At 65.9% G+C, this 21,811-nt stretch carries 26 protein-coding genes; 20 read left to right on the top strand and 6 right to left on the bottom strand.

Annotation, left to right across the window (positions count from 1 at the left end):
* The first annotated feature begins 288 nt into the window (after window positions 1-288).
* A complete protein-coding gene (locus tag FV233_RS30155; protein ID WP_187278048.1) occupies window positions 289-465 on the top strand; it encodes a hypothetical protein in 177 nt (58 codons plus the stop codon).
* Here FV233_RS30155 and wrbA read toward each other — a convergent pair.
* Window positions 462-1,103: an NAD(P)H:quinone oxidoreductase gene (gene wrbA, locus FV233_RS04545; protein ID WP_147896727.1), complete on the bottom strand. Its 642-nt coding sequence runs from the start codon at window positions 1,101-1,103 to the stop codon at window positions 462-464. The genes FV233_RS30155 and wrbA overlap by 4 nt on opposite strands.
* 1,195 nt (window positions 1,104-2,298) lie before the next feature.
* On the opposite strand from wrbA, the gene FV233_RS04535 reads away from it, so the two are divergent.
* The 4 genes from FV233_RS04535 to FV233_RS04520 all read left to right on the top strand — a co-directional run bounded on the left by FV233_RS04535 (window position 2,299) and on the right by FV233_RS04520 (window position 3,637).
* Complete coding sequence (locus FV233_RS04535) at window positions 2,299-2,538, top strand: 3',5'-cyclic-nucleotide phosphodiesterase (RefSeq protein WP_147852843.1); 240 nt, start codon at window positions 2,299-2,301, stop codon at window positions 2,536-2,538.
* Window positions 2,539-2,584: 46 nt separating this feature from the next.
* The gene (locus FV233_RS04530; protein WP_147896726.1) at window positions 2,585-2,968 is read left to right on the top strand and encodes a VOC family protein; all 384 of its coding nucleotides are present in this window, start codon (window positions 2,585-2,587) and stop codon (window positions 2,966-2,968) included.
* Between the two features lie 98 nt (window positions 2,969-3,066).
* Window positions 3,067-3,279, top strand: a complete 213-nt coding sequence (locus tag FV233_RS04525; protein ID WP_147896725.1) for a hypothetical protein — start codon at window positions 3,067-3,069, stop codon at window positions 3,277-3,279.
* 61 nt (window positions 3,280-3,340) lie between these two features.
* A complete protein-coding gene (locus FV233_RS04520; RefSeq protein ID WP_147852841.1) occupies window positions 3,341-3,637 on the top strand; it encodes a hypothetical protein in 297 nt (98 codons plus the stop codon).
* 565 nt (window positions 3,638-4,202) lie between these two features.
* On the opposite strand, the gene FV233_RS04515 is transcribed toward FV233_RS04520, so the two are convergent.
* On the bottom strand, window positions 4,203-4,439 hold the full coding sequence (locus tag FV233_RS04515) for a hypothetical protein (protein ID WP_147896724.1): 237 nt from the start codon (window positions 4,437-4,439) through the stop codon (window positions 4,203-4,205).
* Window positions 4,440-5,067: 628 nt separating this feature from the next.
* Here FV233_RS04515 and FV233_RS04510 point away from each other — a divergent pair.
* The 6 genes from FV233_RS04510 (at window position 5,068) to FV233_RS04480 (ending at window position 8,694) form a co-directional block, all read left to right on the top strand.
* Window positions 5,068-5,292 carry a hypothetical protein gene (locus tag FV233_RS04510; protein ID WP_147852839.1) on the top strand — a complete coding sequence of 75 codons (225 nt, stop codon included), beginning with the start codon at window positions 5,068-5,070 and terminating at the stop codon, window positions 5,290-5,292.
* 267 nt (window positions 5,293-5,559) lie between these two features.
* Window positions 5,560-5,775 carry a hypothetical protein gene (locus FV233_RS04505; protein ID WP_147896723.1) on the top strand — a complete coding sequence of 72 codons (216 nt, stop codon included), beginning with the start codon at window positions 5,560-5,562 and terminating at the stop codon, window positions 5,773-5,775.
* A gap of 236 nt (window positions 5,776-6,011) precedes the next feature.
* Window positions 6,012-6,263: a PilZ domain-containing protein gene (locus FV233_RS04500; protein WP_147852864.1), complete on the top strand. Its 252-nt coding sequence runs from the start codon at window positions 6,012-6,014 to the stop codon at window positions 6,261-6,263.
* A 188-nt stretch (window positions 6,264-6,451) separates the two neighbouring features.
* Window positions 6,452-6,742, top strand: coding sequence for a hypothetical protein (locus FV233_RS04495; protein WP_147896722.1), 291 nt, complete (start codon window positions 6,452-6,454; stop codon window positions 6,740-6,742).
* A gap of 591 nt (window positions 6,743-7,333) precedes the next feature.
* Entirely contained in the window at window positions 7,334-7,969 is a 636-nt protein-coding gene (locus tag FV233_RS04485) for a DUF938 domain-containing protein (RefSeq protein ID WP_147896746.1), read from the top strand.
* On the top strand, window positions 7,966-8,694 hold the full coding sequence (locus tag FV233_RS04480; protein WP_147896721.1) for an SDR family NAD(P)-dependent oxidoreductase: 729 nt from the start codon (window positions 7,966-7,968) through the stop codon (window positions 8,692-8,694). Before FV233_RS04485 ends, FV233_RS04480 begins: the two co-directional genes overlap by 4 nt.
* Window positions 8,695-8,941: 247 nt before the next feature.
* Here the strand turns inward: FV233_RS04480 and FV233_RS04475 are convergent, their stop codons facing one another.
* Both FV233_RS04475 and FV233_RS04470 read right to left on the bottom strand, forming a co-directional pair.
* Window positions 8,942-9,928: a DUF808 domain-containing protein gene (locus FV233_RS04475; protein ID WP_147896720.1), complete on the bottom strand. Its 987-nt coding sequence runs from the start codon at window positions 9,926-9,928 to the stop codon at window positions 8,942-8,944.
* Window positions 9,929-10,183: 255 nt separating this feature from the next.
* Window positions 10,184-13,333 (bottom strand): efflux RND transporter permease subunit, encoded by a 3,150-nt coding sequence (locus FV233_RS04470; protein ID WP_147896719.1) that lies wholly within the window; start codon window positions 13,331-13,333, stop codon window positions 10,184-10,186.
* 136 nt (window positions 13,334-13,469) lie between these two features.
* On the opposite strand from FV233_RS04470, the gene FV233_RS04465 reads away from it, so the two are divergent.
* The gene (locus FV233_RS04465) at window positions 13,470-14,681 is read left to right on the top strand and encodes an efflux RND transporter periplasmic adaptor subunit (RefSeq protein ID WP_238259564.1); all 1,212 of its coding nucleotides are present in this window, start codon (window positions 13,470-13,472) and stop codon (window positions 14,679-14,681) included.
* A 65-nt stretch (window positions 14,682-14,746) separates the two neighbouring features.
* Window positions 14,747-15,049 carry a DUF3862 domain-containing protein gene (locus FV233_RS04460; RefSeq protein ID WP_147896717.1) on the top strand — a complete coding sequence of 101 codons (303 nt, stop codon included), beginning with the start codon at window positions 14,747-14,749 and terminating at the stop codon, window positions 15,047-15,049.
* A 1,059-nt stretch (window positions 15,050-16,108) separates the two neighbouring features.
* Here FV233_RS04460 and FV233_RS04450 read toward each other — a convergent pair.
* Window positions 16,109-16,315 carry a hypothetical protein gene (locus tag FV233_RS04450; protein ID WP_147896716.1) on the bottom strand — a complete coding sequence of 69 codons (207 nt, stop codon included), beginning with the start codon at window positions 16,313-16,315 and terminating at the stop codon, window positions 16,109-16,111.
* A gap of 201 nt (window positions 16,316-16,516) precedes the next feature.
* Between FV233_RS04450 and FV233_RS04445 the strand changes: the two genes are divergently transcribed.
* Window positions 16,517-16,774, top strand: a complete 258-nt coding sequence (locus FV233_RS04445; RefSeq protein WP_147896715.1) for a hypothetical protein — start codon at window positions 16,517-16,519, stop codon at window positions 16,772-16,774.
* A gap of 41 nt (window positions 16,775-16,815) precedes the next feature.
* On the opposite strand, the gene FV233_RS04440 is transcribed toward FV233_RS04445, so the two are convergent.
* Window positions 16,816-17,487, bottom strand: a complete 672-nt coding sequence (locus FV233_RS04440; RefSeq protein WP_147896714.1) for a sigma-70 family RNA polymerase sigma factor — start codon at window positions 17,485-17,487, stop codon at window positions 16,816-16,818.
* A 205-nt stretch (window positions 17,488-17,692) separates the two neighbouring features.
* On the opposite strand from FV233_RS04440, the gene FV233_RS04435 reads away from it, so the two are divergent.
* The 6 genes from FV233_RS04435 (at window position 17,693) to FV233_RS04410 (ending at window position 21,801) form a co-directional block, all read left to right on the top strand.
* Window positions 17,693-19,153 (top strand): helix-turn-helix transcriptional regulator, encoded by a 1,461-nt coding sequence (locus FV233_RS04435; RefSeq protein WP_147852829.1) that lies wholly within the window; start codon window positions 17,693-17,695, stop codon window positions 19,151-19,153.
* A 92-nt stretch (window positions 19,154-19,245) separates the two neighbouring features.
* Window positions 19,246-19,407, top strand: a complete 162-nt coding sequence (locus FV233_RS04430; RefSeq protein ID WP_238259566.1) for a CsbD family protein — start codon at window positions 19,246-19,248, stop codon at window positions 19,405-19,407.
* 57 nt (window positions 19,408-19,464) lie between these two features.
* A complete protein-coding gene (locus FV233_RS04425) occupies window positions 19,465-19,968 on the top strand; it encodes a CsbD family protein (protein WP_147896713.1) in 504 nt (167 codons plus the stop codon).
* Window positions 19,969-20,097: 129 nt separating this feature from the next.
* A complete protein-coding gene (locus FV233_RS04420) occupies window positions 20,098-21,018 on the top strand; it encodes a PhnA-like protein (protein WP_147852828.1) in 921 nt (306 codons plus the stop codon).
* A 76-nt stretch (window positions 21,019-21,094) separates the two neighbouring features.
* The gene (locus FV233_RS04415) at window positions 21,095-21,298 is read left to right on the top strand and encodes a CsbD family protein (protein ID WP_147830027.1); all 204 of its coding nucleotides are present in this window, start codon (window positions 21,095-21,097) and stop codon (window positions 21,296-21,298) included.
* A 65-nt stretch (window positions 21,299-21,363) separates the two neighbouring features.
* Window positions 21,364-21,801 (top strand): CsbD family protein, encoded by a 438-nt coding sequence (locus FV233_RS04410; protein WP_147896712.1) that lies wholly within the window; start codon window positions 21,364-21,366, stop codon window positions 21,799-21,801.
* The last annotated feature ends 10 nt before the right edge of the window (window positions 21,802-21,811 follow it).

The following is a 21,811-nucleotide window of genomic DNA, read 5'->3' as shown; positions in this document are numbered from 1 at the left end:
GCTTCACCCGACCGTGCCCGCCTCGCTCTGACTGAGGCGGCCCTTGCGACCGCAGACGGTCTCTGGCGCGCCGAGATGCGTCGAAACTACGGTCCGGAGGGCGTCTTGATGTACGCCTATGCCCCGGAGGGCCAGGGCGGGCTCGGGACCCCGCTTCGGCGATCCTATGAAGCGCGTCGCGTCGCCGTCGCGCTGTGGCGGCATGAGCGCCACCGAACGCAGCAATCGGCTTGACCGAGCGGTCCGGTCACCAAAGCGCTGAGTTCAGTAGACATTCGAGGGCATGTGATGGCGGAAACCGACGAATCCCAAGGTGTGAGCGTCGTGCCGCCCACGGTGCAGATCCGAAACGTCAACGCTCCCGATCCCACCACTGGGCGCCAGGGCGCAAGCGTAGACGTGGTCGAGGACGCCGAAAGCCAACCGGACGACCCTGATCACGCCGCCAAGGACGGCTTGGCCTAGCTGCCTGAATGACGGTTCGGCATCTCGCCGGCCGCGATCAACGCACCGGCGATCGCCACCATCCGCCGACCTTGATGGCGGGCCGCATCGAGGTCTTCCATCCGGGGCGGCCGGTTCTTCGAACCTACGATGGCCGACGCTCCATAGGGTGATCCTGCCTCCAGCATCACCTCGTCGGTGTAACCGGTCGGGAGGATCACCATGCCCAGATGCGCCATCGGAGCATACAGCGACAGCGTGACGACTTCGGATCCACCGTGCGGCCAGGATGCGGCTGCGAAGGCACCGCCGACCTTGCCGGCCAACGATCCGCGTTTCCATTGCGGACCGAGTAGATCGAGGTAATTCTTCAACTCGGTCGCCATCGCTCCGAAATAGCAGGGTGTGCCGAACAGGATGGCGTCCGCCCACTCGGCATCCTCATGCGTGGGAGCCTCGTACAGGACGTTCTGCCGGGTGGCGCTCGCGGTCCACCCGTCAACCTTCGCCATGGAAGCCGCGTCGGCGACTTCGCGCGCGCGGCGTACGCGCACCTCCGCGCCGGCCTCTCGCGCAGCGTCCGCTGCAGCACCTGCGAGCGCTTCCACGCTGCCGCTGCGTGAGTAGTAGACGATCAACAATCGGGTCGAATCGGTCACAGCACGCTCCTACGGACGGGTGCCATGGGCTGGCGGTTGCAGGTTCGACGAAAGGCCGTCAGGCCGCGGAGGCATTCCTGAGTCTGCTGACGCGACGACGACTTGGCCGGTGGTTCGATGCGAAGTCGCCATCTGGCCCGCCATCAGCACGGTTAGCGCTGCCAGCATCAGACCGGTGGCGCCAATGATTCCGCAGAACATCGGCATGCTGGGACCACCGTGCTGTCCGTTTTGACTGGAATGCCGCTCTGCCACCTGGAAACCTCGCTGATCCACAATGGCGGATCCGAGGTGGCAACAGATGCTCTACCCGATAGGTCCGCCCCTGTGGCGCCATGGCTCCCTGGCCGGTCCCAGCAGACGTGACTGTTACAGGGCCCCGGCGGAGCCTTCCGGCGGCTTGGCATGCAACATGACGGCAAATGGCCCTTCGGATTGCTGGTCAGCGCCCGGCAAGGCTCGGAGCGTAAAAATCATCGATCGATCCGGCCCGGTTATTTGTCTGAATCGCATTGCATTGTCTGCTTTTCCAAAACCATTCCGTTGCATGGGCAATATTTTATGCATCGCCCGCCAAAGTTTTAGGTTGTTCCGACGGCTTGCGCGAGCACATCAGTGATTGGACAGAGAGGAAATCAATCATGGCAATGATGAGCACATTGATCGTTGCCGCAGCTCTCACGGCCCTACCGCTGGCGGCGGCCCATGCGATGCCGATCGCGGCCGACCTCGGCGGCCCTGCTCCGGTTACCCGTGTCGCGGGTGGTTGCGGACCAGGTGCGTGGCGTGGTCCGTGGGGGCATTGCCGGAACACCCCGTACTCCGGTCCTCTCCCGGGCGGTTGGTATCAGGTCCGCGCGGGGAACGGGTGCCCTCCGGGCTACTGGCGCGGCCCGTGGGGACATTGCCGCAATACGCCCTTCCATGGCCGGTTGCCTGGAGGCGGCTACCGGTAGGAGATCGCAGCACCGGTCCGCGGCGCGAAGGTCGGCTGGCTAGGGCGGCGGCCGTCGGGCGCGGCGCAGCCGCCTGTCCGAGGGCGCGATGCGCGCGCGAACCCTGATCGACTGGGGGGGCAATTGCCATTGGATGCCGTCCCCGGAAGGGCGGCGGCGGCGAGATCCGCTTCGGGGAGGGATAAAACCTGCGCTGAGTTCGTTAGGGCGCTACGAACCGCTTCGGTTAGGGATCAAAAATGCGCACGCTCATCATCGCCTTCGGCCTCGTCGCCATTGCCGTCCCCGCCTCGGCGCAGGCTCCGAAGCGCGGCAATGCGGATCTACAGACCTATTGTGCGGGTGACGCCATCACGTTCTGCGCCGGCATCGATCCGAATAGCCCGCAGATGGACGCCTGCTTCAAGAAAAACATGAGCCAGATGTCGCCGAATTGCCGCAGCGCGATCGATGCGTACAAGAGCGGCGGCGGCAAGTAAATTTCTCAACAAGATACGACATACATTCATAGTCGGGAGATAAATCTTGTTCAGCCACATCATGGTCGGCAGCAACGATTTGGCGCGATCAAAAGCGTTCTACGATGCACTCTTCGCCGCGAGCGGAGCGGGCTCCGGCGTAGAGGATGCGCGGGGACGGCTGATCTACACGCACAAAGGCGCACGCTTGATGATCAGCAAGCCGATCGACGGAAATCCGGCGAGTGGCGCGAATGGCGGCACCATCGGGTTCACAATGGACAGCCCGGAGGAGACAAAAGCCTGGCACGCTGCAGGTGTCGCGAACGGCGGCACTTCGGTGGAAGATCCGCCGGGTGAACGCCAAGGCGGCTCCGGCCGGTTGTACTTGGCGTATCTCCGCGACCCGGACGGCAACAAACTCTGCGCTCTTCATCGGATCGCAGGCTGATACCCGTCCGTTTGGCGAAATAGGCGACTGTCCCGCCCACCCGCATTCAGATCGGGCGGCGGGGCAGAGCCGGCGGAACCCTTTTCACGAGGAAGCCCATGTCGGTCGAGCCAAGCCAAACTTTGTCGGACGAAGAGCTGGACCGCCTGGCGCGTAAACTGTTCGCCGAGGTTCGGGCCGAAAGTCCGGAAGCTAAGGCGGAAAAGGCATTGACGACCGCCGGCGAGGTGGCTGGAGAGCTGGTCCCGATCCTCCCCGATTGGCTCCTGGAGCCCACGGACGGCGCTGTCGAAGGCGGCCGCGAAGACTGAAGCTCCGACGGAACTATTGCTCGATCTTGCCTCTTCCTCCTTAACCAAATCAGGAGGAACCATGCCACGCATCGCTACGCTGACGGGCGCCGTCGCCATCATTGCGCTGACTGCGACGACGTCCTTCGCGGCCCCGTGCAAGGTGGGCACCACCACCAGCACCAATGGCCCCACGACCAAGGATACCAGCTCGAACGTCGAAGGTGGCTCGACCGCCAAGGTGACGCCAGGTGCCAAGGGTGAATCCCCTGGTACGGTCGGCGCCATGAACAACGCCGGAGTTGGCACGATGGCGGACAAGGGCGAGAAGAAGGCCCCCGAGGGCCAGCCGGTGAAGCCGGGTGACGACAACTGCTGAGATGATTCCTGGCCCGTAGGCGATCGGCCTGCGGGCTTACCCTGTTTCAGAGATCGTTCCCGTCATGGCGCCGACGACGAGCACGACGCTGACCTGGGCGATCATTGATCCAACCTTGCGAGTGGGATCAAGCCGAGGTGAAGCCGACGGCGCCGCATCAATTCTGGGCGGGCCCATCGCTGGGTTGGTTGACGTTCCAGAGGGCGGCTAACGTCAGTGCCCTCATGCCGGGCCGTAGCTCGCAATTATGCTGTTGGGTCACGGTGGAACGCTCCGGATCGTCGTCCGAACCGCCAGCGGCCTGCGCCTATCTGTCGGTCGGCCATAGTCAACGGACCGTTAACTATGTCACCGCAGGTTGATCCTGGCGATCGGCTGGGGGGCTGAGCGCCAATGGAACGGCATCGCCGACGCGCTCGCATCAGGCCCGCTACGGGAACACCCGGGCGGGCCTTGTCTGTTCCCTGGCTTCGAGTGACCCGGTATCGCTTAGCGTCACGGCCTACGCGCCAGAATCTGGCTCCCGGGCTTGATATGCGTGTCAGGGAATCGCGCGCACTGGCGTCTAATCGGTCTGATGGGTCTGATGGGTCTGTGAAGGCTCGCTGAGCTGTTCCAGTTGCGCTGCCGGCGTGCTTTCGACCAGAAGCCGGATCATCGCGGATCGGCTTTCAAGCATCATGGCCGGTGGCTCTCCCACAAAAATTTCCCACGCTGCCACGAATGCGGCCTGCGACATGTGGGTGAGCGCGTCCTCGCTCTGGGACATCGGCTCGGCCGGTACGATGGGCACGTCGATCATTCACTTAGTACGAGCCCGGGCCGCACTGCGTTTCATGGGGGCTCCGGCAGGGTAAAGGTGCGTTTAACGGGACACGCGACCGCCAGATATTTGTTTCCACAATTCAGTAGCGCATTTCAGCCACCCGTGAGCGGGCCGCCCGATGGGCCAGGTTCCTCACGACAGCGCCGCGATGACTGAGGCGATCTGTCGAGCGATCCAACATGTTCAAGCGCGCCAGAGGCCGCTCGTGAAGCGCCGGAGAATCAACCCGATACCGGCCGCACCGAGATGTTCGAGCTCGGCGGCCGAACAACGTGCGGGAATGAAGGATTCCGGTTCGACGGTGCTGTCACCGAAGGACACGGCGGTCGTGATCGGTTTTCACCGTCGCGATTAGCTCGTTCCCGCTCGTCGAGCGACGGCCGAAGCTGCAATGGCGGGGACGACGTCCTGGGCTGAGGGTGCGGCGACTGGAGGGATATCAAGCCTCGCACGGCGCTATGGGGCACGATGATGCCCGGACGGCCTGGGTCGATGTGGCAGGATCAACACGGCGTTTGCGAGATGTCCGCGCCTCAGTAATCCAACACATTGAGTGAGGGATCCATGATTGCACGTACTGGTTGCAACATGGAAGGAGATCCTCATGCAGGCATCCGAATGCTGCATCTTCCGCGTGACGATCGCAGCGAGCCTCGGCTGGCTCATCGCACTCGCCCTGATGTGGAAACACGGCGTGCTGGCCGCGCTGATCGTCAGCCCGTTGGTCGGAACTGGGGCAGCGATTGCGGCTATGACGCTGTTCTGGCTCGCGAGCCTGTTCGTCTCATGCGAGCCGATAGGGCCACGCGCTTTCGACGCCAAGCGGTAGCGAGCATTGACCGAAGCAGCGTGCAGGGTCGCTCTTCTCCAGCCAGCGAGGCGGCGACGGAAGTTTGAATGACGGGCGGTCGATGGTGCGCTCCATCGTCGGCGGTCCCAAGACCTGCCATGCCGCCTGCAACTCCGCGTTGCAGACGCAGAGGGCCACGGACCGCGTGCCCGGCCGCACCTGTGCGGGTCATGGCGTAGGCGGCCGAGGGTGGCGAGCGGGGCAACCTACCGGTCGCTACGGATGTCCGCGGCTTGAAACCCGATCATGCTGTGGGCGATCCAAAATGGCAGGGGCCAGATCGGTCGCGAGCTTCAGCCGGAACACCGGTTTTCTTCAAACTTAGTGAGGAGAGAGGTGCCTGATCAAGGCGGCTACCACGGCGATCAGCGTCCCGCCCGCAATCGGCGCGAACAAACCGAGGATCGAGATCAGGATGATCAGCGTGACGGCAGCGTTCTCGGCCCGCTTGGCATCCCGTGAGGGTTTGCGCGGCGGCTCCCACCGGGGCGGGACAGGTCGCTGATCGGGAGGGACGAACATCTGCCTCCATGAGGCGCACAGGCTGACGTCGTTTCGATGCTATGCTCAATTGGTGAGGCTGTCACCGCGTCGATCGTCCGCAGCCCAAGCGAATAAGTCCAATTTGATGTAATGTGCAAATCGCCAGCGAAGGATCACGAGCCTATACTGAACGTAAGCCCGCCTTGAGTGATCCCATGGACAATCAGAGATCCGCTCGTCGCGTCTCCATCAACATGATGGGGCGCATCACCGTACCCGATGAGGCAGCGATCCCGTGCGTGATCCACGACATCTCGAAGTGGGGCGTGCGGGTCCGGCTCGACGGTACCGAGCGCGTGCCGGACAAGTTCACACTGATATTCGACGCCACCGACAAGGTGATCGGATGCGAGACGGTCTGGAAAAGCTCCGATGAGATCGGCGCCCTGACCGACCTGATGGAGTGACCGGACACCCGACCCCTATCTCTATCAATCGCTGAAGATCGATGTTGATCGAACCTTGGCCATAGGAAGGGATCTAGAGCAGATGGTCGCTGCAGACCTTGTCGTTAACCACTCGTTAACGGTTTCGCCATAGTGGTTAATGGGTGGTCGGTGGAGGTGGTCTACCGCGCATGTCGGGCGAGCCTCCGATGATCCTCTTGGTAGCGGCCGCAATCGGTAGCGGTCTCGTGACGGCCATCGTCCTCGCGCCGCTGAGTCCCCTGGCGGCGCTCCTCACGGCACCTCTGGTCGCGAGTGTCGCGACCGGGCTTGCGTGCCTGCTCATCGGGTGGAGCAGCGCCCGCGACGGCCGGACGGTAACGGTCCTCGACGAACAGGCCGATGCGATGGTGGCGGCACTCCGTGTGGTCGCCGACCACGCCAAGGCCGTGTCGCCCACGCCTGAGAAATCGACGTCGCGTCGCAACAAGGTCGCGTAGCGTTCCAGAGCAACGACCACAGGGCCTTGGACCTCGCGGCCTTCGTCTCACTTCCGGCATGGTCCGGTTGTGACGTACCGGACGGGGCATTCAGGACACCGCCCCGTTTGGTGGGACCGACGACTCCGGAACGCAGGCCGCAAGCGCGTTAGCGGCGGTCGCGTTCGCTCGCGAACCTTCGTCGTCTAGCGCAGGGCCGGCCAGCCCGTCCAGTTCGATCTGGTTGAACCAGCTCGTACTTGCCTCCTGGCGCGGTCGGAGGCCAGCGGTGGGACAAGTCGGCTCGACCACGCGGCGCACATCTGCACGCGTGATGTACGTCCGGCCGGTGGATGCATGGTTGATCGGTATCGGCTTGCGGCCTGAGCGCCGCGCTGATTTCCCTCGAGCTTACGAATATCGGCATGATGGGGCGTAGCATCGGCGTCGACGGGGAGGACGCGCTCATCCTGGCGGAGGCGCTGAGGGGCTACCGAAGTGGCCAGGCAACAGCACACCTCTGCCGATCATGCAGGTGCGCGAGCCGCTGAAAACAGCCATGCTGCGATGGCAGGCCATTCGGCCTCAAGGGATCGTCGCTTGAAGCCCCCCATGTCGGATGCCCTGTACTCGCCGGCCGTTGCCCGCAATGCCGCAGCGATCGTCGAAGTCCTGAAGCGCGTCGTTCCGCCCGGCGGCGTCGTTCTGGAGATCGCCAGCGGATCGGGCGAGCACGCCGTTCACTTCGCCCGGGCGATGCCAAACCTCGACTGGCAGCCCAGCGATCCGGACGAGGCGGCGCGCCGCAGCATCCTCGCCCATGCGCGAGCCTCCGGCCTGTCGAACCTCCGGTCCCCGTTGGCGATCGACGCGGCCGGGCAGCCGTGGCCGGTGGCCAAGGCGGACGGAATCGTCGCGATCAACATGATCCATATCGCCCCCTGGGACGCGGCCACCGGGCTGATGGCCGGCGCGGGCGCGACGCTTCCCGTGGGTGGGATTCTCTACCTCTACGGTCCGTTTCGGGAGGACGGTGCCCACACCGCGCCGAGCAACGCCGCGTTCGACGAGAGCTTGCGCATGCGGAACCCATCCTGGGAGGTGCGCGACATCGAGGCCGTCTCGGCTGCCGCCGGCGCGTACGGGCTCCACCTCGCCGAGCGCGTTGCGATGCCCGCCAACAACCTCAGCTTGATCTTCCGCAAGCTAAACCCACCCTCCGCGAACGTCGGCGGGGCCTCGCATTGACGGCTTCCGCATCCACCAGCGCCGTCGTCATCGGCGCCTCCGGCGGGATAGGCAGGGCTCTGGTGTGCGCCCTCGCGGCCAGCGAGGCTTACGCCCCGGTCTTCGCGCTTTCCCGTTCGGAGCCGTCAGCGCCGCACGGCGTCCGCACCGTTCCGATCGACCTCGGCGACGAGGCCACGATCGCTGCGGCTGCGGAGAGTGTGGGCGCGACCGGACCTGTCGGCTTGGTCATCGTCGCAACCGGCATCCTTCATCAGGACGGCGTTTCACCCGAAAAGTCGTTCAAGGCCCTTGATCCCGCCGCGATGGCCGCCGTCTTTTCGGTCAACACGATTGGCCCGGCCCTCGTGGCCAAGCATTTCGTGCCTTTGCTGGCGCGCCGGGGACGCTGCGTGTTTGCGGCGTTGTCGGCGCGGGTCGGCTCCATCGAGGACAACCGTTTGGGCGGCTGGTACTCCTACCGCGCGTCGAAGGCGGCGTTGAACCAGATCCTGCGGACCCTTGCGATCGAAGTGGCGCGCAACCGACCGGAGGCGCTCGTCGTCGGCCTGCATCCGGGGACGGTCGCCTCGAACCTGTCGCGGCCTTTCCGGTCAGATCCCACCGCCCAGGGTGTCGTTCAGCCCGACGTGAGCGCAGCCCATCTCCTGCGCGTGCTCGACAGCCTCGGGGCGAAAGACACCGGCGGCGTCTTCGCCTGGAATGGCATGCGTATCCCGGCCTGAGCGCAGTACCGACCAAGATACGCCCGGTGGTACCTGACTGCTGGGCCGGCAACCGCGGCAGGCATCATCTCGATACCGATTTCTATCGATCGCCGAGCAACCATTACTGCTATCGGTACCATTCACAAGTAAGGCTTAAAGCAAACGTCGCGGCAGACCCTCAAAGCGTGCGATACCTCAATGCTTCCAAGGCAGATGGACGGCCAATTGCGTCAAGAAGTCTTCTACGACTGACTGCAGCTTCGCTTCAAACGCTCCGCCTCCACAGGCCCCGCAGGGTCCGCCACGCCGGTGCCAGGACGAAGCTCGTCAACGGAATCAACAATCCGCCGACCGCCAAGCCGATCAGGCCCGACGCCAGTGCGGTGACCAACCATTCGACGATGCCCGCGGCAAACGGAACGGATAAGGCCGCACCCACCGCGGCCTCGTGCGCGGCATGCGCCGGCGCTGACAGGCCGTATGCCTCCATCCCGTGCATCAGGATCCCGCCGCCGACCCAGATCATCGCCGCCGTGCCGACGAAGGCGAGGATCTTGAGCAGGATCGGCATGCCGTGGACCACGCCGCGCCCGAGACCGCGGACGAGGCCTCCGAACGGTGGTCCCGCCGTGCTGCGGGCGAGCGCAAGGCCCGCGTCGTCGGCCTTCACGATGAGCGCGACCACGCCGTAGACCCCAACGGTGATTCCCAGGGCGACGATGGCCAGCACGGCCGCCCGCATCCAGAAGCTGCCCTCTGGCAGGGCTGCCAGGGTGATCGCCATGATCTCGGCCGACAAGATGAAGTCGGTCTTGATGGCGCTCGCCACCCGGCTTTCTTCCCGGGCTTGGTCGCTCCCGGTGTCGCCCCCGCCTTCCGCATCATGCCCGTGATGCGGAAAGAGGGCCTCGTAGACCTTTTCGGTGCCCTCGTAGCAGAGGTACGCGCCGCCCAGCATCAGGAGCGGTGTGATCGCCCAGGGCGCGAAGGCGCTGAGCGCGAGCGCGCCCGGCAACAGGAACAGGAGCTTGTTCCGGAGCGATCCCACGGCGATCTTGCCGACGATCGGCAGTTCGCGCTCCGCCGCAAAACCGACGACGTAGCGCGGCGTAACCGCCGCATCGTCGATGACGACGCCGGCCGCCTTCGTTCCGGCCTTGGCGGCTTGACCCGCCACATCGTCGAGGGATGCCGCCGCCGCCCTGACCATGAACGCGACATCGTCCAGCAGGGCGATCAATCCAACGCTCACAGGCCTGTCCTCGTCCGCAAGAATTTCGCCCAACTGACAATCCGCGACCGGATTTGATCCGTCACACCAAAAGATCGAAGCGGCAGGGCAGCCAGCGATGCTCGCCTATGGCCTGGAAATTCCTGGATCTCCAGGGGCACAGTGTGGTTCGGTTGCAAAGATGCTGTCCGAACGGGCGCTCAGGCTGACGCGAGCCAAATGGCCTTCAGCGGGATCAAGCCTTCGACCGCCGTCTCGGTTGTCCGAACCACCATGTCACTCGGCGGGTTGCGGTGCCGCACTTTCGTGCTCCTGGGACGCGGCGGGCTTACCCAGGAGCCGCTCGAAGGCGACGTAAAAAGTCGGCGTCACGAACAGGGTGATGAAGGTCGCCACAAGCAGGCCGCCGATCACAACGGTGCCCATCGAGACCCGGGCGTTGGCGCCGGCGCCGCTGGCGATGGCGAGCGGTACCGAGCCCATGATGAACGCGAACGAGGTCATCAGGATCGGGCGCATGCGCAGACGCGCCGCGTCCTGGGCGGCCTTGAGCACGTCCTCGCCCTGCTTGCGCAGATCCTCGGCGAACGCGACCAGCAGGATCGAGTTCTTGGCCGCCAGCCCGACCAGGAGCAGGAGGCCAACCTGCCCGAAGATGTCGAGGGCGAGCCCCCGGATGGCCAGGAAGCCCACCGCGCCGAAGATCGCGATCGGCGTGCCGAGCAGAATCACGAAGGGTAGGCGCAGGGACTCGTATTGCCCGGCCAGCAGCAGGAAGATCATCAGCGTGCCGAGGCCGAAGATCAGCGGCGCGTAGCCCCCGGCGATCTTCTCCTGGTAGGCGACGTCGGTCCATTCCACCGCGTAAGTGGACGGCAGCTTGGAGTCAGCCAGGGCCTCGATCGCCGCAATGGCGGTGCCCGAACTGGCGTTGGCCGCGGTGTCCACTGCGATCTCGATGGTGGGGTAGGTGTTATAGGACAGGACCGCGGTCGGGCCGGTGACAAAGTGCGTCTGGATCAGCGAGCCGACGCGGACAGGCTCACCGCGGTTGTTGAGCACGGTGAGCGCCTCGACATCCTCGATCGTACGGCGGCCCGAGGCCTCGCTCTGCACGTAGACTTGGTAGACGTAGCCGAAGCGGTTGAAGAGGTTGACGAAGCTCGATCCGACATAGGTCCCCAGCGCGTCGAACAGGTTCTGGAGCGGCACGCCGAGTTGCTCGGCCTTGGCCCGGTCGATCTCAAGCCGCATCTGCGGGACGCCGTAGCTGGTCGTCGGGATTGCGCGGCCGACCGAGGGCAGCTTCTCCATCTCGGCGATGAAGCGCTGGGCGGCCTCGGCGAGCTTGAGCCCGCCGGTACCGCTGCGGTCCTGTAGTTCCAGGGTGAGGCCGCTGCGCGAGCCGAGCCCGGGGAGCGGGGAGGGGTTCACCACCCGGATCTGGCCATCGGGGTCGTGCTTGAAGTGCTTCTGGACCGTCGCGATGACATCGGTGACGCTCTGGTCGCGCTCGCCCCAGGGCTTCAGCGTCGGAATCTGGAAACCGTAGAACGGCGCGATCGCGTCCGCGAGGATGCTGCGGCCGGTCACCCCGATCGTGTGCTCCACGCTCGGGATCTCGCGCAGGGCCTCGCCGACACGGTCGACCATCCGGTCGGTGCGCGCCACGGAAGCGCCCTTCGGCAGGACCACGTCGGCAAAGAAGTAGCCCTGGTCCTCGTCCGGCACGAAGCCGGAAGGCCGCTGCATCGTCATCCACACGGTCACGGCAGCGAAAAGCACGAACACGATGGCGACGAGGGCGATGTGGCCGGTCAGCCAGCCGATCGCGGCCACGAGGCGGCGGCTCGCGCCCTCCAGCCCGGCGTTGAACCGGCGTAGGGGCGCCCGCCAGCGGCTCTCGTCCTTGGCGTCCGTCTCGCGGTGCTTAAGGATCAGCCCACACAAGGCTGGGGTTAGAGTCAGCGAGACCACCGCCGAGATCATCACCGAGATGGCGATGGTCAGGGCGAACTGGTTGTACAGCTTGCCGGTGAGGCCCGGGATGAAGGCCACCGGGACGAACAGGGCGGCCAGGACAAGGGTCGTGGCGATGACGGGGCCGGCGACCTCGGTCACGGCCTCGCGAGAGGCCTCAGGGGGCGCCATGCCCTCGTCCATCAGGCGCTCGGTGTTCTCGACTACGATGATCGCGTCGTCGACCACGAGACCCACGGCCAGCACCATGCCGAGCAGGCTCAGGGTGTTGAACGAGAAGCCGAGCAGGGCCATCGGCCCAAAGGTCCCGATCAGCGCCACCGGCACTGCGATGGCCGGGATCAGGGTCGCCCGCCAGTTCTGGAGGAACAGGTAGGTGACGATCACCACCAGGACGAGCGCCTCGAACAGAGTGCGCACGACCTCGAAGATCGCTTCCTTGACAAATTCCGTGCGGTCGAGGGCGATCTTGTATTTCAAGCCCGGCGGGAAGCGCTTGGCGAGGTCCACCATCGTGGCGCGGGCGCCGTCCATCACCTGAACCGCGTTGGCATCCGGGTTCTGATAGAGCCCGAGGGTGGCCGAGGGGGCTCCGTCGAAGCTCGATCGGACGCCGTACTGCTCGGAGCCGAGCTCGACCCGCGCCACGTCGCGGATGCGGACCACGGAGCCGTCCGGGTTCGCGCGCAGGAGGATGTTGCCGAATTCCTCGGGCTGGCGCAGGCGCCCCTGGGTCACGAGTTGCAGCTCGAAGGCGGTCGCCTGATCGACCGGCGGCTTGCCGAGGGTGCCCGTGGTGATCTGGGCGTTCTGCTGTGTGATGGCGGTGGTGACCGCGCCCGGGCTGATACCGAGGGCCTCCATCTTCAACGGATCGAGCCAGATCCGCATGGCGTAGCGCTTGTTGGAGAAGTTGACGATGCGGCCCATGCCCTGCACCCGGCGCAGCGGCTTGATCACCTGCGTCTCGGCCCAGTTGGCCAGAAACAGCTCGTCGTAGGGCGCGCCGTCCTCTGCGTAGAGGACGATGTTGCCGAGCCGCTGGCGCGAGCTCTTCGTGATTTCGAGACCCTGCGCGTTGACCGAGGGCGGGAGCTTGGCCTCCGCCCGGTTGGCGCGGGTGAGGACCTCGGCTGCCGCGGCGTCGAGGTCCGAGCCGACCTCGAAGGTTGCGTCCATGCTGACGCTGCCGTCGGTGTTGCTGGTCGAGTTGATGTAGAGCAGGTTCTGGGCGCCGTTGATCTCCTGCTCCAGCGGGATCGCGATGGCCTCGTAGGCCTGCTGCGCGCTGGCCCCCGGATAGGTCGCCTGAATGTTGATGATCGGTGGGGCGATCTCGGGAAACTGGGCGATCGGCAAGGTCAGGCCGGCGACCGCGCCGATCAGCGTAATCAACACGGAGATGACGCCGGCCAGTACCGGCCGATCGACGAAGCGGGCGAACATGCGGGATCGTGACTTCCGGTCGTGCGCCGCCGACGTGGAGGCCGCGTTGCAACGTCTGGCCGATGAGCGTGTTCCTCTGCCGCCGGGGCGCTCGCGCTCGCGGGGGGCGGAGCCGCCGGTCTTGGGAGCGTCAGTGGTGCGGAGAGCAGTCAAGGTTGGTATCGGAGCGGGGCTGATCGTCCTGGCGGGCGCAGGGGGCTGGTACGCGGCCGGGCGACCCACGCCGGAGCGGATCGCCGCCGCGCTGCCTTTCACCGGTGACAAGGCGACGACGGAGCCGGCCGAGCCGCCGCTGGATGTCCGGACCATCACCGTCCGCAAAGTGAAGGTCCCGATCGCCGTCACTTATACCGGCACGATCATCTCCCAACAGGATGCCACCTTGCAGGCGCGGGTGACCGGCAACGTGACGGAGCGCCCGTTCGAACCGGGTGGCCACGTCAAGAAAGGGCAGGTGCTCTTTCACATCGATCCGCGGCCCTTCGAGGTGGCGCTGCAGACTGCCAAGTCGCAGCAGGCCCAGGCCCAGGCCCAGCTCACCTTCGCCCAGGCGGAGGTGGACCGGACCGAGACGCTCGCCGACAAGGGCTACGCCACCGAGCAGCGGTTCCAGCAGCTCCAGGCGAACCGGACCTCTGCCGTGGCCCAGGTGCAAGGTGCGGAGGCCGCCATCGCCCGGCAGAACCTCAACCTGGATTACGCGGTCGTGAACGCCCCCTTCGACGGGCGCGCCAGCTTGTCGACCATCAATCCCGGCGATCTCGTCATCGAGAACCAGACCCAATTGGTTTCCGTGGTCCAGCTCGATCCCATCGACATCCAGATGGCCCTGTCCTCCGAGGATTCCGAAGCGGTCCGGGCGGCGATGCGGGACGGGGGCGTCACCGTGTCGGTGCTCGGCGAAGACGGAAAGCCGGTGCGCGAGGCCAAGATCTACCAGCTCGACAACCGGTTCGATCCCCGGACGGCCCGCCGCCTCGTCCGGGCCCTGATGCCGAACGACGACGAGCGCTTCCTGCCGGGCCAGTTCGTCCGCGCCAGCATCCGGACGGGCACGAAGGACAGGCTGCTGGTGCCGACCGTCGCCCTCGACTCGCAACTGGCCCAACAGATCGTCTACGCGGTCGACGCGAACGGCACGGTTCAGCAGAAGCCCGTGACGACCGGGGACACCTACGGCGAGAACACCGCGATCCTGGAGGGGCTTTCGGATGGCGACCAAGTGGTCGTCGATCACCTGCAGGAGATGCGGCAGAACCTGAAGGTCGTCGCCCGGTCGGCAGGGGAGGTCGAGCCCGATCGGAAGCTCGGGACCGGGGACGCACCGGCCTCGGGCAAGCCCGGCTGAGGTCGGCGCTACGTGATCCCGTATCGCGCCGCATCCCAATTCCGTCGTCTCGGGACAACGCCTCCATGTCGAAGCCTCGTCTTGCCCTCGCTGCCCTTCTCCTGATCGTCGGCGGCCTGCCCGCGACCGCGCGCACGGCCGAGTGCCGGGTCACCCGCGACGCCTACGCTTCGCTGAAGCAGGGGACGCGCTACAATCAGGCGGTGAAGATCCTCGGCTGCCCGGGTCGTCGGATGACCCACATGGAGATCGGCACGGTTCAGCGGGCGACGTATTCCTGGCGCGGAACCGGCAGCACCGGCGCCAACCTGAACCTGTCCTTCCGCAACGGTCGGCTCACGAGCAAGTCGCAGCTCGGCCTGCACTGAACGTGCTGATTTTGTTCGCGTCGACGGACCGAATCACAGGGAACGACGATGGCGCGGGTGCATTGCCGGCTCAACGCACATGCACCCACGTTCTTTCGAGAGGATATGATCGAGCGATGACCGCCAGATCCTTCGCAGCCATCGTTCGGTCTTACCCGCTGAGTCTCAGCTTGGCCGTGGGCGTTTTGGCCGCTGGCCTCGCTGCTCCCCCACACGCGCTGTCCCAATCAGCCGCGAGCCGGATCGATCAACCGACTCCGGGGACGATGCCGGCAGCGCCGGACCGGAACCAATCCGGGCGAGGCGGTCGTAACGATCAGGTCTCTCCCCCGAGCGCGATCCAGTCCTCGACCGATGTGATGCAATCGCAGGGCGCAGTTCAGGGCCAAGGTGCGCCGAGCCGCACGAATCCGATGCAGCATTTGCCGGAGAGCATGCGGTAGGGTCGGAAATGTCCTGAATAATATGGTCGGGTACATTCAAGTTAAGCTGAGTTCGACCCTGCAGGTATGCCGTGGCTGCCGGAAACGTGCGCTGTTCGCGCACCGTACCGCCTATGTCAGTGGACGCCACGTATCATCGGGCGAAACGGGGTGATCCAAGGTTAAAGCCTGTGAGCCCGAGCACTGCCCGGAACCAAATCCGCGCTTTCCCTACACAGAACCCGGGTTGCTGAACGTTCACCCCCCCGGATTGATCGCTTCGTTTAGTCTGAGAACTCCGGCCGACTGAGTTTCGACACTGCGTCCGGCAGCCTGCGGGTGGTCGGGGAATGGGCAATGCGGAGGCGACGCAGGAATCGCGTGTTGGAACGATCGCCCGGCAAGGTGCCGTCGGCGCAGTTCGCGCGCGGCTTACTGAAGGACAAGTCGGCCGAGGTAGCGGACCATGAGTTCGCCCGTGGCCCCGGCCGCATAGTCTGCCGGCGGCTCGTCTGCCGCGGGGGGATGAGATCCGTAATGCGCAGGCCGCCCAGGATCGCCATGAGCTCGAAACGCGCCATCCCGGACTCTATGGCTTCCTGGATGGCCTGCGCCTCGAAGGCATGCGGGACCATGCTCAGGCCCGTATCCCCGGGTCCGTGGGTGCCCCAGGCAGGCGATCGGGGCCGATACCAGGCTGCACCGGTTCGTCGATAGGCGCGTCCTCGTAGGGCGCGGACGGCTCGTCCGGCCCGAGCGAACGTTCGCCCGGGAACGGCCGCGGCGGCATCTCGGTGGGGATGTCACCGCCGGGGATCGGATCGGGCATGCCGGGATTGGCCATCGTGGGATCCTCCATGATTGTTCGCGATGGGTGGCCTACGGGCCGGACGTGCGCCCGGAGCGGCACGACGTCCGGCCCTGCGGCCATGCCGGACCTGATCGGGGGGACTCTTTGGGCCCGGCATAACTTCGGGATTCGCGTGCCGTTTGCTTCGATGCGTTTGGCGATGACCGTGAGATATGATCGCCGCGAGACCGCTCAATGATGCAGATGTATCATTTCGACAGGCTATATTCCGGTAAAATTCAGCGTGTGTCGCGTCAGTCCTCACCCGCGCGCGATCTATGGCGACGTCGCGGCGGTAGGCGGCATCGGGCATCCGGCCAGGATCTGGAAATTTCCGCCGTAGCCGAGCGCGACAGCTTTCCAGAACGCCAACCGTTGATCGGGGGCGCGAACCCGCAGGTAGCTGTCGAGGGCAGCCTGGACCTGAGCGGCGGTGGGCGCGGGATCGAATGACGGGGCGGCTCCCTCGACGTCGAACGCAGGCACTTGCTCAGTCATGACGGGCCCAGGGCGATGGCAAGGCGCTCTCGTGCCCGGCTGACCCGGCTCTTCACTGTTCCCACCTGACAACCGAGGATGGCGGCCGCCTCCTCGTGCCGGAGCCCGTCCACTGTCACCAGCAGCAAGGTCTCGCGCTGGTCTTCGGGAAGGGTCTCCAGCGCGCACTGCAACTCGGAGATGGCGATCCGATGCTCCTGGTCGGGTGCCGATGCCAACGTACCTGCGATGGCCCCGTCGACATCCTCGACCTCGCGGCGCATGCGCTGGCGTTGGTTCAGATGCGTGTTGCGCAGGATCGTGAACAACCACGCGATGAGATTCGTACCGTCCTCGAACCGAAACCGGTGCTCCCAGGCCTTGAGCAGGGTCGCCTGAACCAAGTCGTCCGCTTGGGCGGCGCCGTCTGTCCGCACGTGGGCGAAGCGGCGCAGGCGCGGCACGAGGGCGATGAGCTCGTCGCCGAACGTTTTTGTGACCTGTCGCTCCGCCTCAGCGTCGAGCAAGGCGGCACGGAGGCGAAGCAAAACCTGGCCGAGCCGCGTGTCGTTATCGATCGCCTCTGTTTTAGGGATGAGCTGATCCAGTCGCCGTCCGATTGCATCCTGGACGTGACGGAGCGATCCCTCGCTCGGCGAAGGTTTTTCAGAGATCGTGCTTAAGTACATGCGAGGGGACTCGACCTTCCTGCAGGCAACGACTGGCTGTATCCGCCCCTCTACGCCGGAAAACTCACTTGTGGTTTTGACTGATCGATCACGTTCACGTCAATGATCCAGATATACCAATCCAGCGCCAGAATCGACTGGAACCCTCTTGTGCCGCGGCCTGTTACGGCTTGGCTTGATCCGGGCAACGGGAGGATGGTCGGAGGTGACAGTTAGCGTCGACAGGCATGAGCTTCGGCAGATTATCGCCGGCCTGAGCGAGGGCGTGATTCTGGTCGAGCCCGATCAGACCATCGCCTACGCCAATGAGGCCGCGCTCGCGATGCACGGGGCGGAGACCGTCGGCGAACTCGGCGAAACGGTCGAGCAATACCGCGAGCGTTTCGCCCTTCGCTACCGCAACAATCACACGCCAAACCAGTATCCGATGGAGCGCGTCGTCTCGGGTGAGCGCTTCCACGATGTCATCGTCGACGTGAAGCGCACTGACCGGCCGGACGTCGACTTCGTCCATTCCCTGCGCAGCCTGGTCGCCACAGACCGCGAGGGTAATCCGAGCTGCCTTGCGCTCATCCTAAAGGATGTCTCGGACCAGTTCGAAGCCGAGGAGCGCTTCGAGGCCACCTTCAACGCCAACCCTGCACCGGCGGTGATCTGCCGGCTTTCGGACTTGCGCCACGTCAAGGTCAATCTCGGCTTCCTGGAGATGACCGGGTACACCCGCGACGCCGTCATCGGCCGCAGCGTCTACGAGGTCGACGTGCTGTCTGGCGCCCGCAGTCGGGATCTCGCGATCTCGCGCCTCAACAGCGGCGGCACCATCCCGCAGATGGAAGCCTGCCTCGACCTACCCGACGGAGGCAGCCGCTACGTGATCGTCGCCGGCCAGCCGATGGAACTCGGCGATGAGCCCTGCATGCTCTTCACCTTCGCGGACTTGGAACTGCGCCGGAAGGCCGAGACGGCCCTGCGTCAGAGCGAGGAGCGCTTCGCCAAGGCGTTCCGGCTCACCCCCGTTCCGACACTGCTGGCCCGTGCCGACGGCTTCGCCATCACCGGGGTCAACGAGGCGTTCACCCGGGTGTTCGGATACGGCGCCGACAAGGTGTCCGGGCGCTCGCCGGCGGACCTCGGGCTCTGGGTTCACGATGCGGCCCGCAGCAAGTTCGAGTCGGCTGTGGCGCGCACGGGCTACGTCCTGGGCCTGGAGGTCTGCCTCAAGCACGAGGACGGCACCAATTTCGATTGCCTGGTCTCTGCGGAGCGCGTGGAGATCGGCTCCGAGACATTCGCCCTGTTGGTCCTGCAAGACATTACCGAGCGCAAGCGCACCGAGCGCGAGCTGTTCGAGGCCATCGAGACGGTGATGGCCGATACGTCCTGGTTCAGCCGGGGGCTGATCGAGAAGCTCGCCAACCTGCGACGGCCGGGGACCGACCACAAGGACGGCATCGTCCCCAACGTCTCGGTGCGCGAGCGTCAGATCCTCGACCTGATCTGCCAGGGGCTCGGGGACGATGCCATCGCCAAGCGGCTGAACCTGTCCCGGAACACGGTGCGTAACCACTCGGCGTCGCTCTACCGGAAGCTCGACGTCCACAAGCGCGCAGAAGCCATCGTATGGGGGCGCGACAACGGATTTCCGTTAGATCAGCCGAGCAAATAAAATCCCTCAACTGGTACATCTGCATCATTGCTCGCCGGGAGCGACGGGCCACTTGATGAGGGGTGTCAAACGCCCAGGCTTTGGAGCACCCCGTGAGCGCGCAGAAGACGACCGAGGCATCCGACAAGCTCAAGGGCTCGATCAAGGAAGCCATCGGAAAGTTGGTCGGCGACCCCAAAGTCGAGGCTGAGGGCAAGTCCCAGCAGAAATTACCGAAGTCCGTCGTGAAACCGAAGGCGACCCCTAAGCCGTAGCCTCGATCACGCGTCGCACCCGACGAACATTCTTCGAATTGGAACAGGACACACCTTATGGTTGATACGGATCGCATCACGGGCGCCGCCAAGGAGTTCGGCGGCAAGGTTCAGGGCACGGTCGGCGACCTCACAGGGTCGAGGCGGGATTCGGTCGAGGGCCGCGCCCGCGAGGCACAGGGCGCCGCCGAGAACCTCTACGGCCAAGCCAAGGACGCCGTGCGCGACGCCGCTGACACTGTTTCCGACACCGCCCGCGACATCGGCGGCAGGGTCCGCGATACGGTCGGCAACCTGATCGGGTCCGACGACGTCGAGGATCGCGCGCGCCGCGCCCAGGGTGCCGCCAGCGACACCTACGAGCGGGGCGAACGCTACGTGCGCAGCGCCGGCCGCGAGGCCTACGACCGGGCCGAGGACGCCTACGAGAACGGCGGCCGCACCCTGCGTGCGGGTGGCCGCGAGGCCACCAGCCAGATCGCCGAGCACCCGGTCGCCGCGCTGCTGGTGGCCGGCCTCCTCGGCTACGGCATCGGCCTGCTCATCCACGGCCGCGACTGAACCTTAGTCCGCGACTGATCGGTCCGACCGCGCCGGGACTGCGCGGCCGGACCGCGGCTTTCCACCCCGCCGACCAACCTCTCGAACGACCGATTACCTCGGACGACCGACCACCCGGAGCATCTGTACGTGTCTACTTCTCCCCTTCTGGCGACCTCTCCCGTCGCGGCCTCGGCCGACACCCGCACCATCCTGCTGAACCAGGTGTCGTGGGGCGCCATCTTCGCCGGGGCCGTGACCGCGCTGGTGACGCAGGTCATCCTGAACATGGTCGGCGTCGGCGTCGGCCTGTCCAGCGTCGGGGCGAACGCCGCCGACAACCCGGCAGCCTCGACCCTCTCCCTGAGCGCCGGCATCTGGTTCGTTGGCTCCGGCATCGTCGCCGCACTCGCGGGCGGCTTCATCGCCGGGCGCCTGTCGGGCAAGCCCGTCACCGGCGCGGCCGGCCTGCATGGCCTCGTCTCCTGGGCGGTGACGACCTTGGTGGTGCTCTACCTGCTGACCTCGGCGGCCGGTGGCCTCATCGGCGGCGCCTTCTCGGGTGTCACCAGCACGCTCGGCGGCGCCGGCTCGCTCGTGGGCGGCACGGTGCAGACCGCGGCCCAGGCCGCCGCCCCGTCGCTGTCGAAGATCTCGAATCCCTTCGACGGCATCGAGCAGTCGGTCCGCAACCAGGCCGCCGGCCAGGATCCGCAGGCCGCCAAGGAGGCTGCCGTCGCCGCGATCCGCGCCATCTTCACGGGTGACGCGTCGCAGAAGGCACAGGCCGAGAACCGCGCCGCCGATGCGCTGGCCAAGGCCCAGGGCATCCCGGTCGACCAGGCCAAGACCCAGATCCAGACCTACGAAAAGCAGTACACCGAAGCCGTCGCGACGGCCAAGCAGAAGGCCGAGGCCGCCGCCGTCGTCGCCAAATCGGCCGCCACCCAGGGCGCGTTCTACGGCGCGCTCGCGCTGATCCTCGGCGCCCTGGCGGGCTTCTTCGGCGGCCGCCTAGGCGCCCCGAAGCTCCACACCCTCGCCGACAGCTACGACGCCCGTCGCGTCTGAGCCGATCCCCGGCCGGTCACCATGACCGGTCCTTCCTCCCTGACAATCCGCCCCCTCAAACCAAAGGAGACATCCCATGAGCAGCACCACGGACAAGCTGAAGGGCCTCGCCAACGAGGCCGCCGGCAACGTCAAGCAGGCCGCTGGCAAGGTCACGGGCAACGACAAGCTCGTGGTTGAAGGCAAGGCCCAGGAACTCAAGGGCGAGGCTCAGCGCACCGTCGGCGAGGCCAAGGACGGCGTCGCCTCGGTCGTCGACAAGGTCACCGGCAAGCGCTGAACCGAGACGGCGGCGGCCCGCTCGGGTCCCGTCGCCCCCATTGAACTCGAACGCAGGAGAATCCCATGAACGAAGACCAGTTCAGGGGCGCGTCCCGCCACCTCAAGGGTCGCGCGCAGACCGCCGTCGGCGGCCTCACCGGTGATCCGGCCCGCCAGGTGCGCGGCGCCGTGAACCAAGTCGCAGGCGGGGCGCAGTATGCCTACGGCCGTGCCCGCGACCGTGCCGAGGATCTCATCGACGACGGGCGCGACATCGTCGGCGAGGTCCGGGATCGCGCCGGCAATTTGATCGACGACGGCCGTCATCTCGTCGGCGAGGCGCGCGACCGCGCGGGGAACCTCATCTCGGACGGCCGTGACCTCGCCCGCCACGCCCGCAAGCGCGGCACCACCTATGGCCGTCGAGCCGTTCGCTACGCCGACGACAACCGCACCTCCACCCTGCTCGGCCTCGCCGCCGTCGCCTTCGCCGTGGGCTGGCTGTCTCGCTCCAAGCACTGACTCATCGACC

The sequence above is a fragment of the Methylobacterium sp. WL7 genome, from assembly GCF_008040085.1.
GTDB lineage: Bacteria > Pseudomonadota > Alphaproteobacteria > Rhizobiales > Beijerinckiaceae > Methylobacterium > Methylobacterium mesophilicum.
The sequence above is the reverse complement of the archived record's forward strand: the minus strand, read 5'-3'. Positions and strand labels throughout refer to the sequence as shown.

Excerpts from the sequence above, each read along its gene's own strand:
- FV233_RS04415 (WP_147830027.1), top strand. The coding sequence starts at position 21,095 with ATGAGCAGCACCACGGACAAGCTGAAGGGCCTCGCCAACGAGGCCGCC.
- FV233_RS04460 (WP_147896717.1), top strand. The coding sequence starts at position 14,747 with ATGTCGAAGCCTCGTCTTGCCCTCGCTGCCCTTCTCCTGATCGTCGGC.
- FV233_RS04525 (WP_147896725.1), top strand. The coding sequence starts at position 3,067 with ATGTCGGTCGAGCCAAGCCAAACTTTGTCGGACGAAGAGCTGGACCGC.
- FV233_RS04535 (WP_147852843.1), top strand. The coding sequence starts at position 2,299 with ATGCGCACGCTCATCATCGCCTTCGGCCTCGTCGCCATTGCCGTCCCC.
- FV233_RS04505 (WP_147896723.1), top strand. The coding sequence starts at position 5,560 with ATGCTGTGGGCGATCCAAAATGGCAGGGGCCAGATCGGTCGCGAGCTT.
- FV233_RS04485 (WP_147896746.1), top strand. The coding sequence starts at position 7,334 with ATGTCGGATGCCCTGTACTCGCCGGCCGTTGCCCGCAATGCCGCAGCG.
- FV233_RS04450 (WP_147896716.1), bottom strand. The coding sequence starts at position 16,315 with ATGGCCAATCCCGGCATGCCCGATCCGATCCCCGGCGGTGACATCCCC.
- FV233_RS04410 (WP_147896712.1), top strand. The coding sequence starts at position 21,364 with ATGAACGAAGACCAGTTCAGGGGCGCGTCCCGCCACCTCAAGGGTCGC.
- FV233_RS04445 (WP_147896715.1), top strand. The coding sequence starts at position 16,517 with ATGATGCAGATGTATCATTTCGACAGGCTATATTCCGGTAAAATTCAG.
- FV233_RS30155 (WP_187278048.1), top strand. The coding sequence starts at position 289 with ATGGCGGAAACCGACGAATCCCAAGGTGTGAGCGTCGTGCCGCCCACG.
- FV233_RS04440 (WP_147896714.1), bottom strand. The coding sequence starts at position 17,487 with ATGTACTTAAGCACGATCTCTGAAAAACCTTCGCCGAGCGAGGGATCG.
- FV233_RS04515 (WP_147896724.1), bottom strand. The coding sequence starts at position 4,439 with ATGATCGACGTGCCCATCGTACCGGCCGAGCCGATGTCCCAGAGCGAG.
- FV233_RS04500 (WP_147852864.1), top strand. The coding sequence starts at position 6,012 with ATGGACAATCAGAGATCCGCTCGTCGCGTCTCCATCAACATGATGGGG.
- FV233_RS04470 (WP_147896719.1), bottom strand. The coding sequence starts at position 13,333 with ATGTTCGCCCGCTTCGTCGATCGGCCGGTACTGGCCGGCGTCATCTCC.
- FV233_RS04425 (WP_147896713.1), top strand. The coding sequence starts at position 19,465 with ATGGTTGATACGGATCGCATCACGGGCGCCGCCAAGGAGTTCGGCGGC.
- FV233_RS04495 (WP_147896722.1), top strand. The coding sequence starts at position 6,452 with ATGATCCTCTTGGTAGCGGCCGCAATCGGTAGCGGTCTCGTGACGGCC.
- FV233_RS04510 (WP_147852839.1), top strand. The coding sequence starts at position 5,068 with ATGCAGGCATCCGAATGCTGCATCTTCCGCGTGACGATCGCAGCGAGC.
- FV233_RS04520 (WP_147852841.1), top strand. The coding sequence starts at position 3,341 with ATGCCACGCATCGCTACGCTGACGGGCGCCGTCGCCATCATTGCGCTG.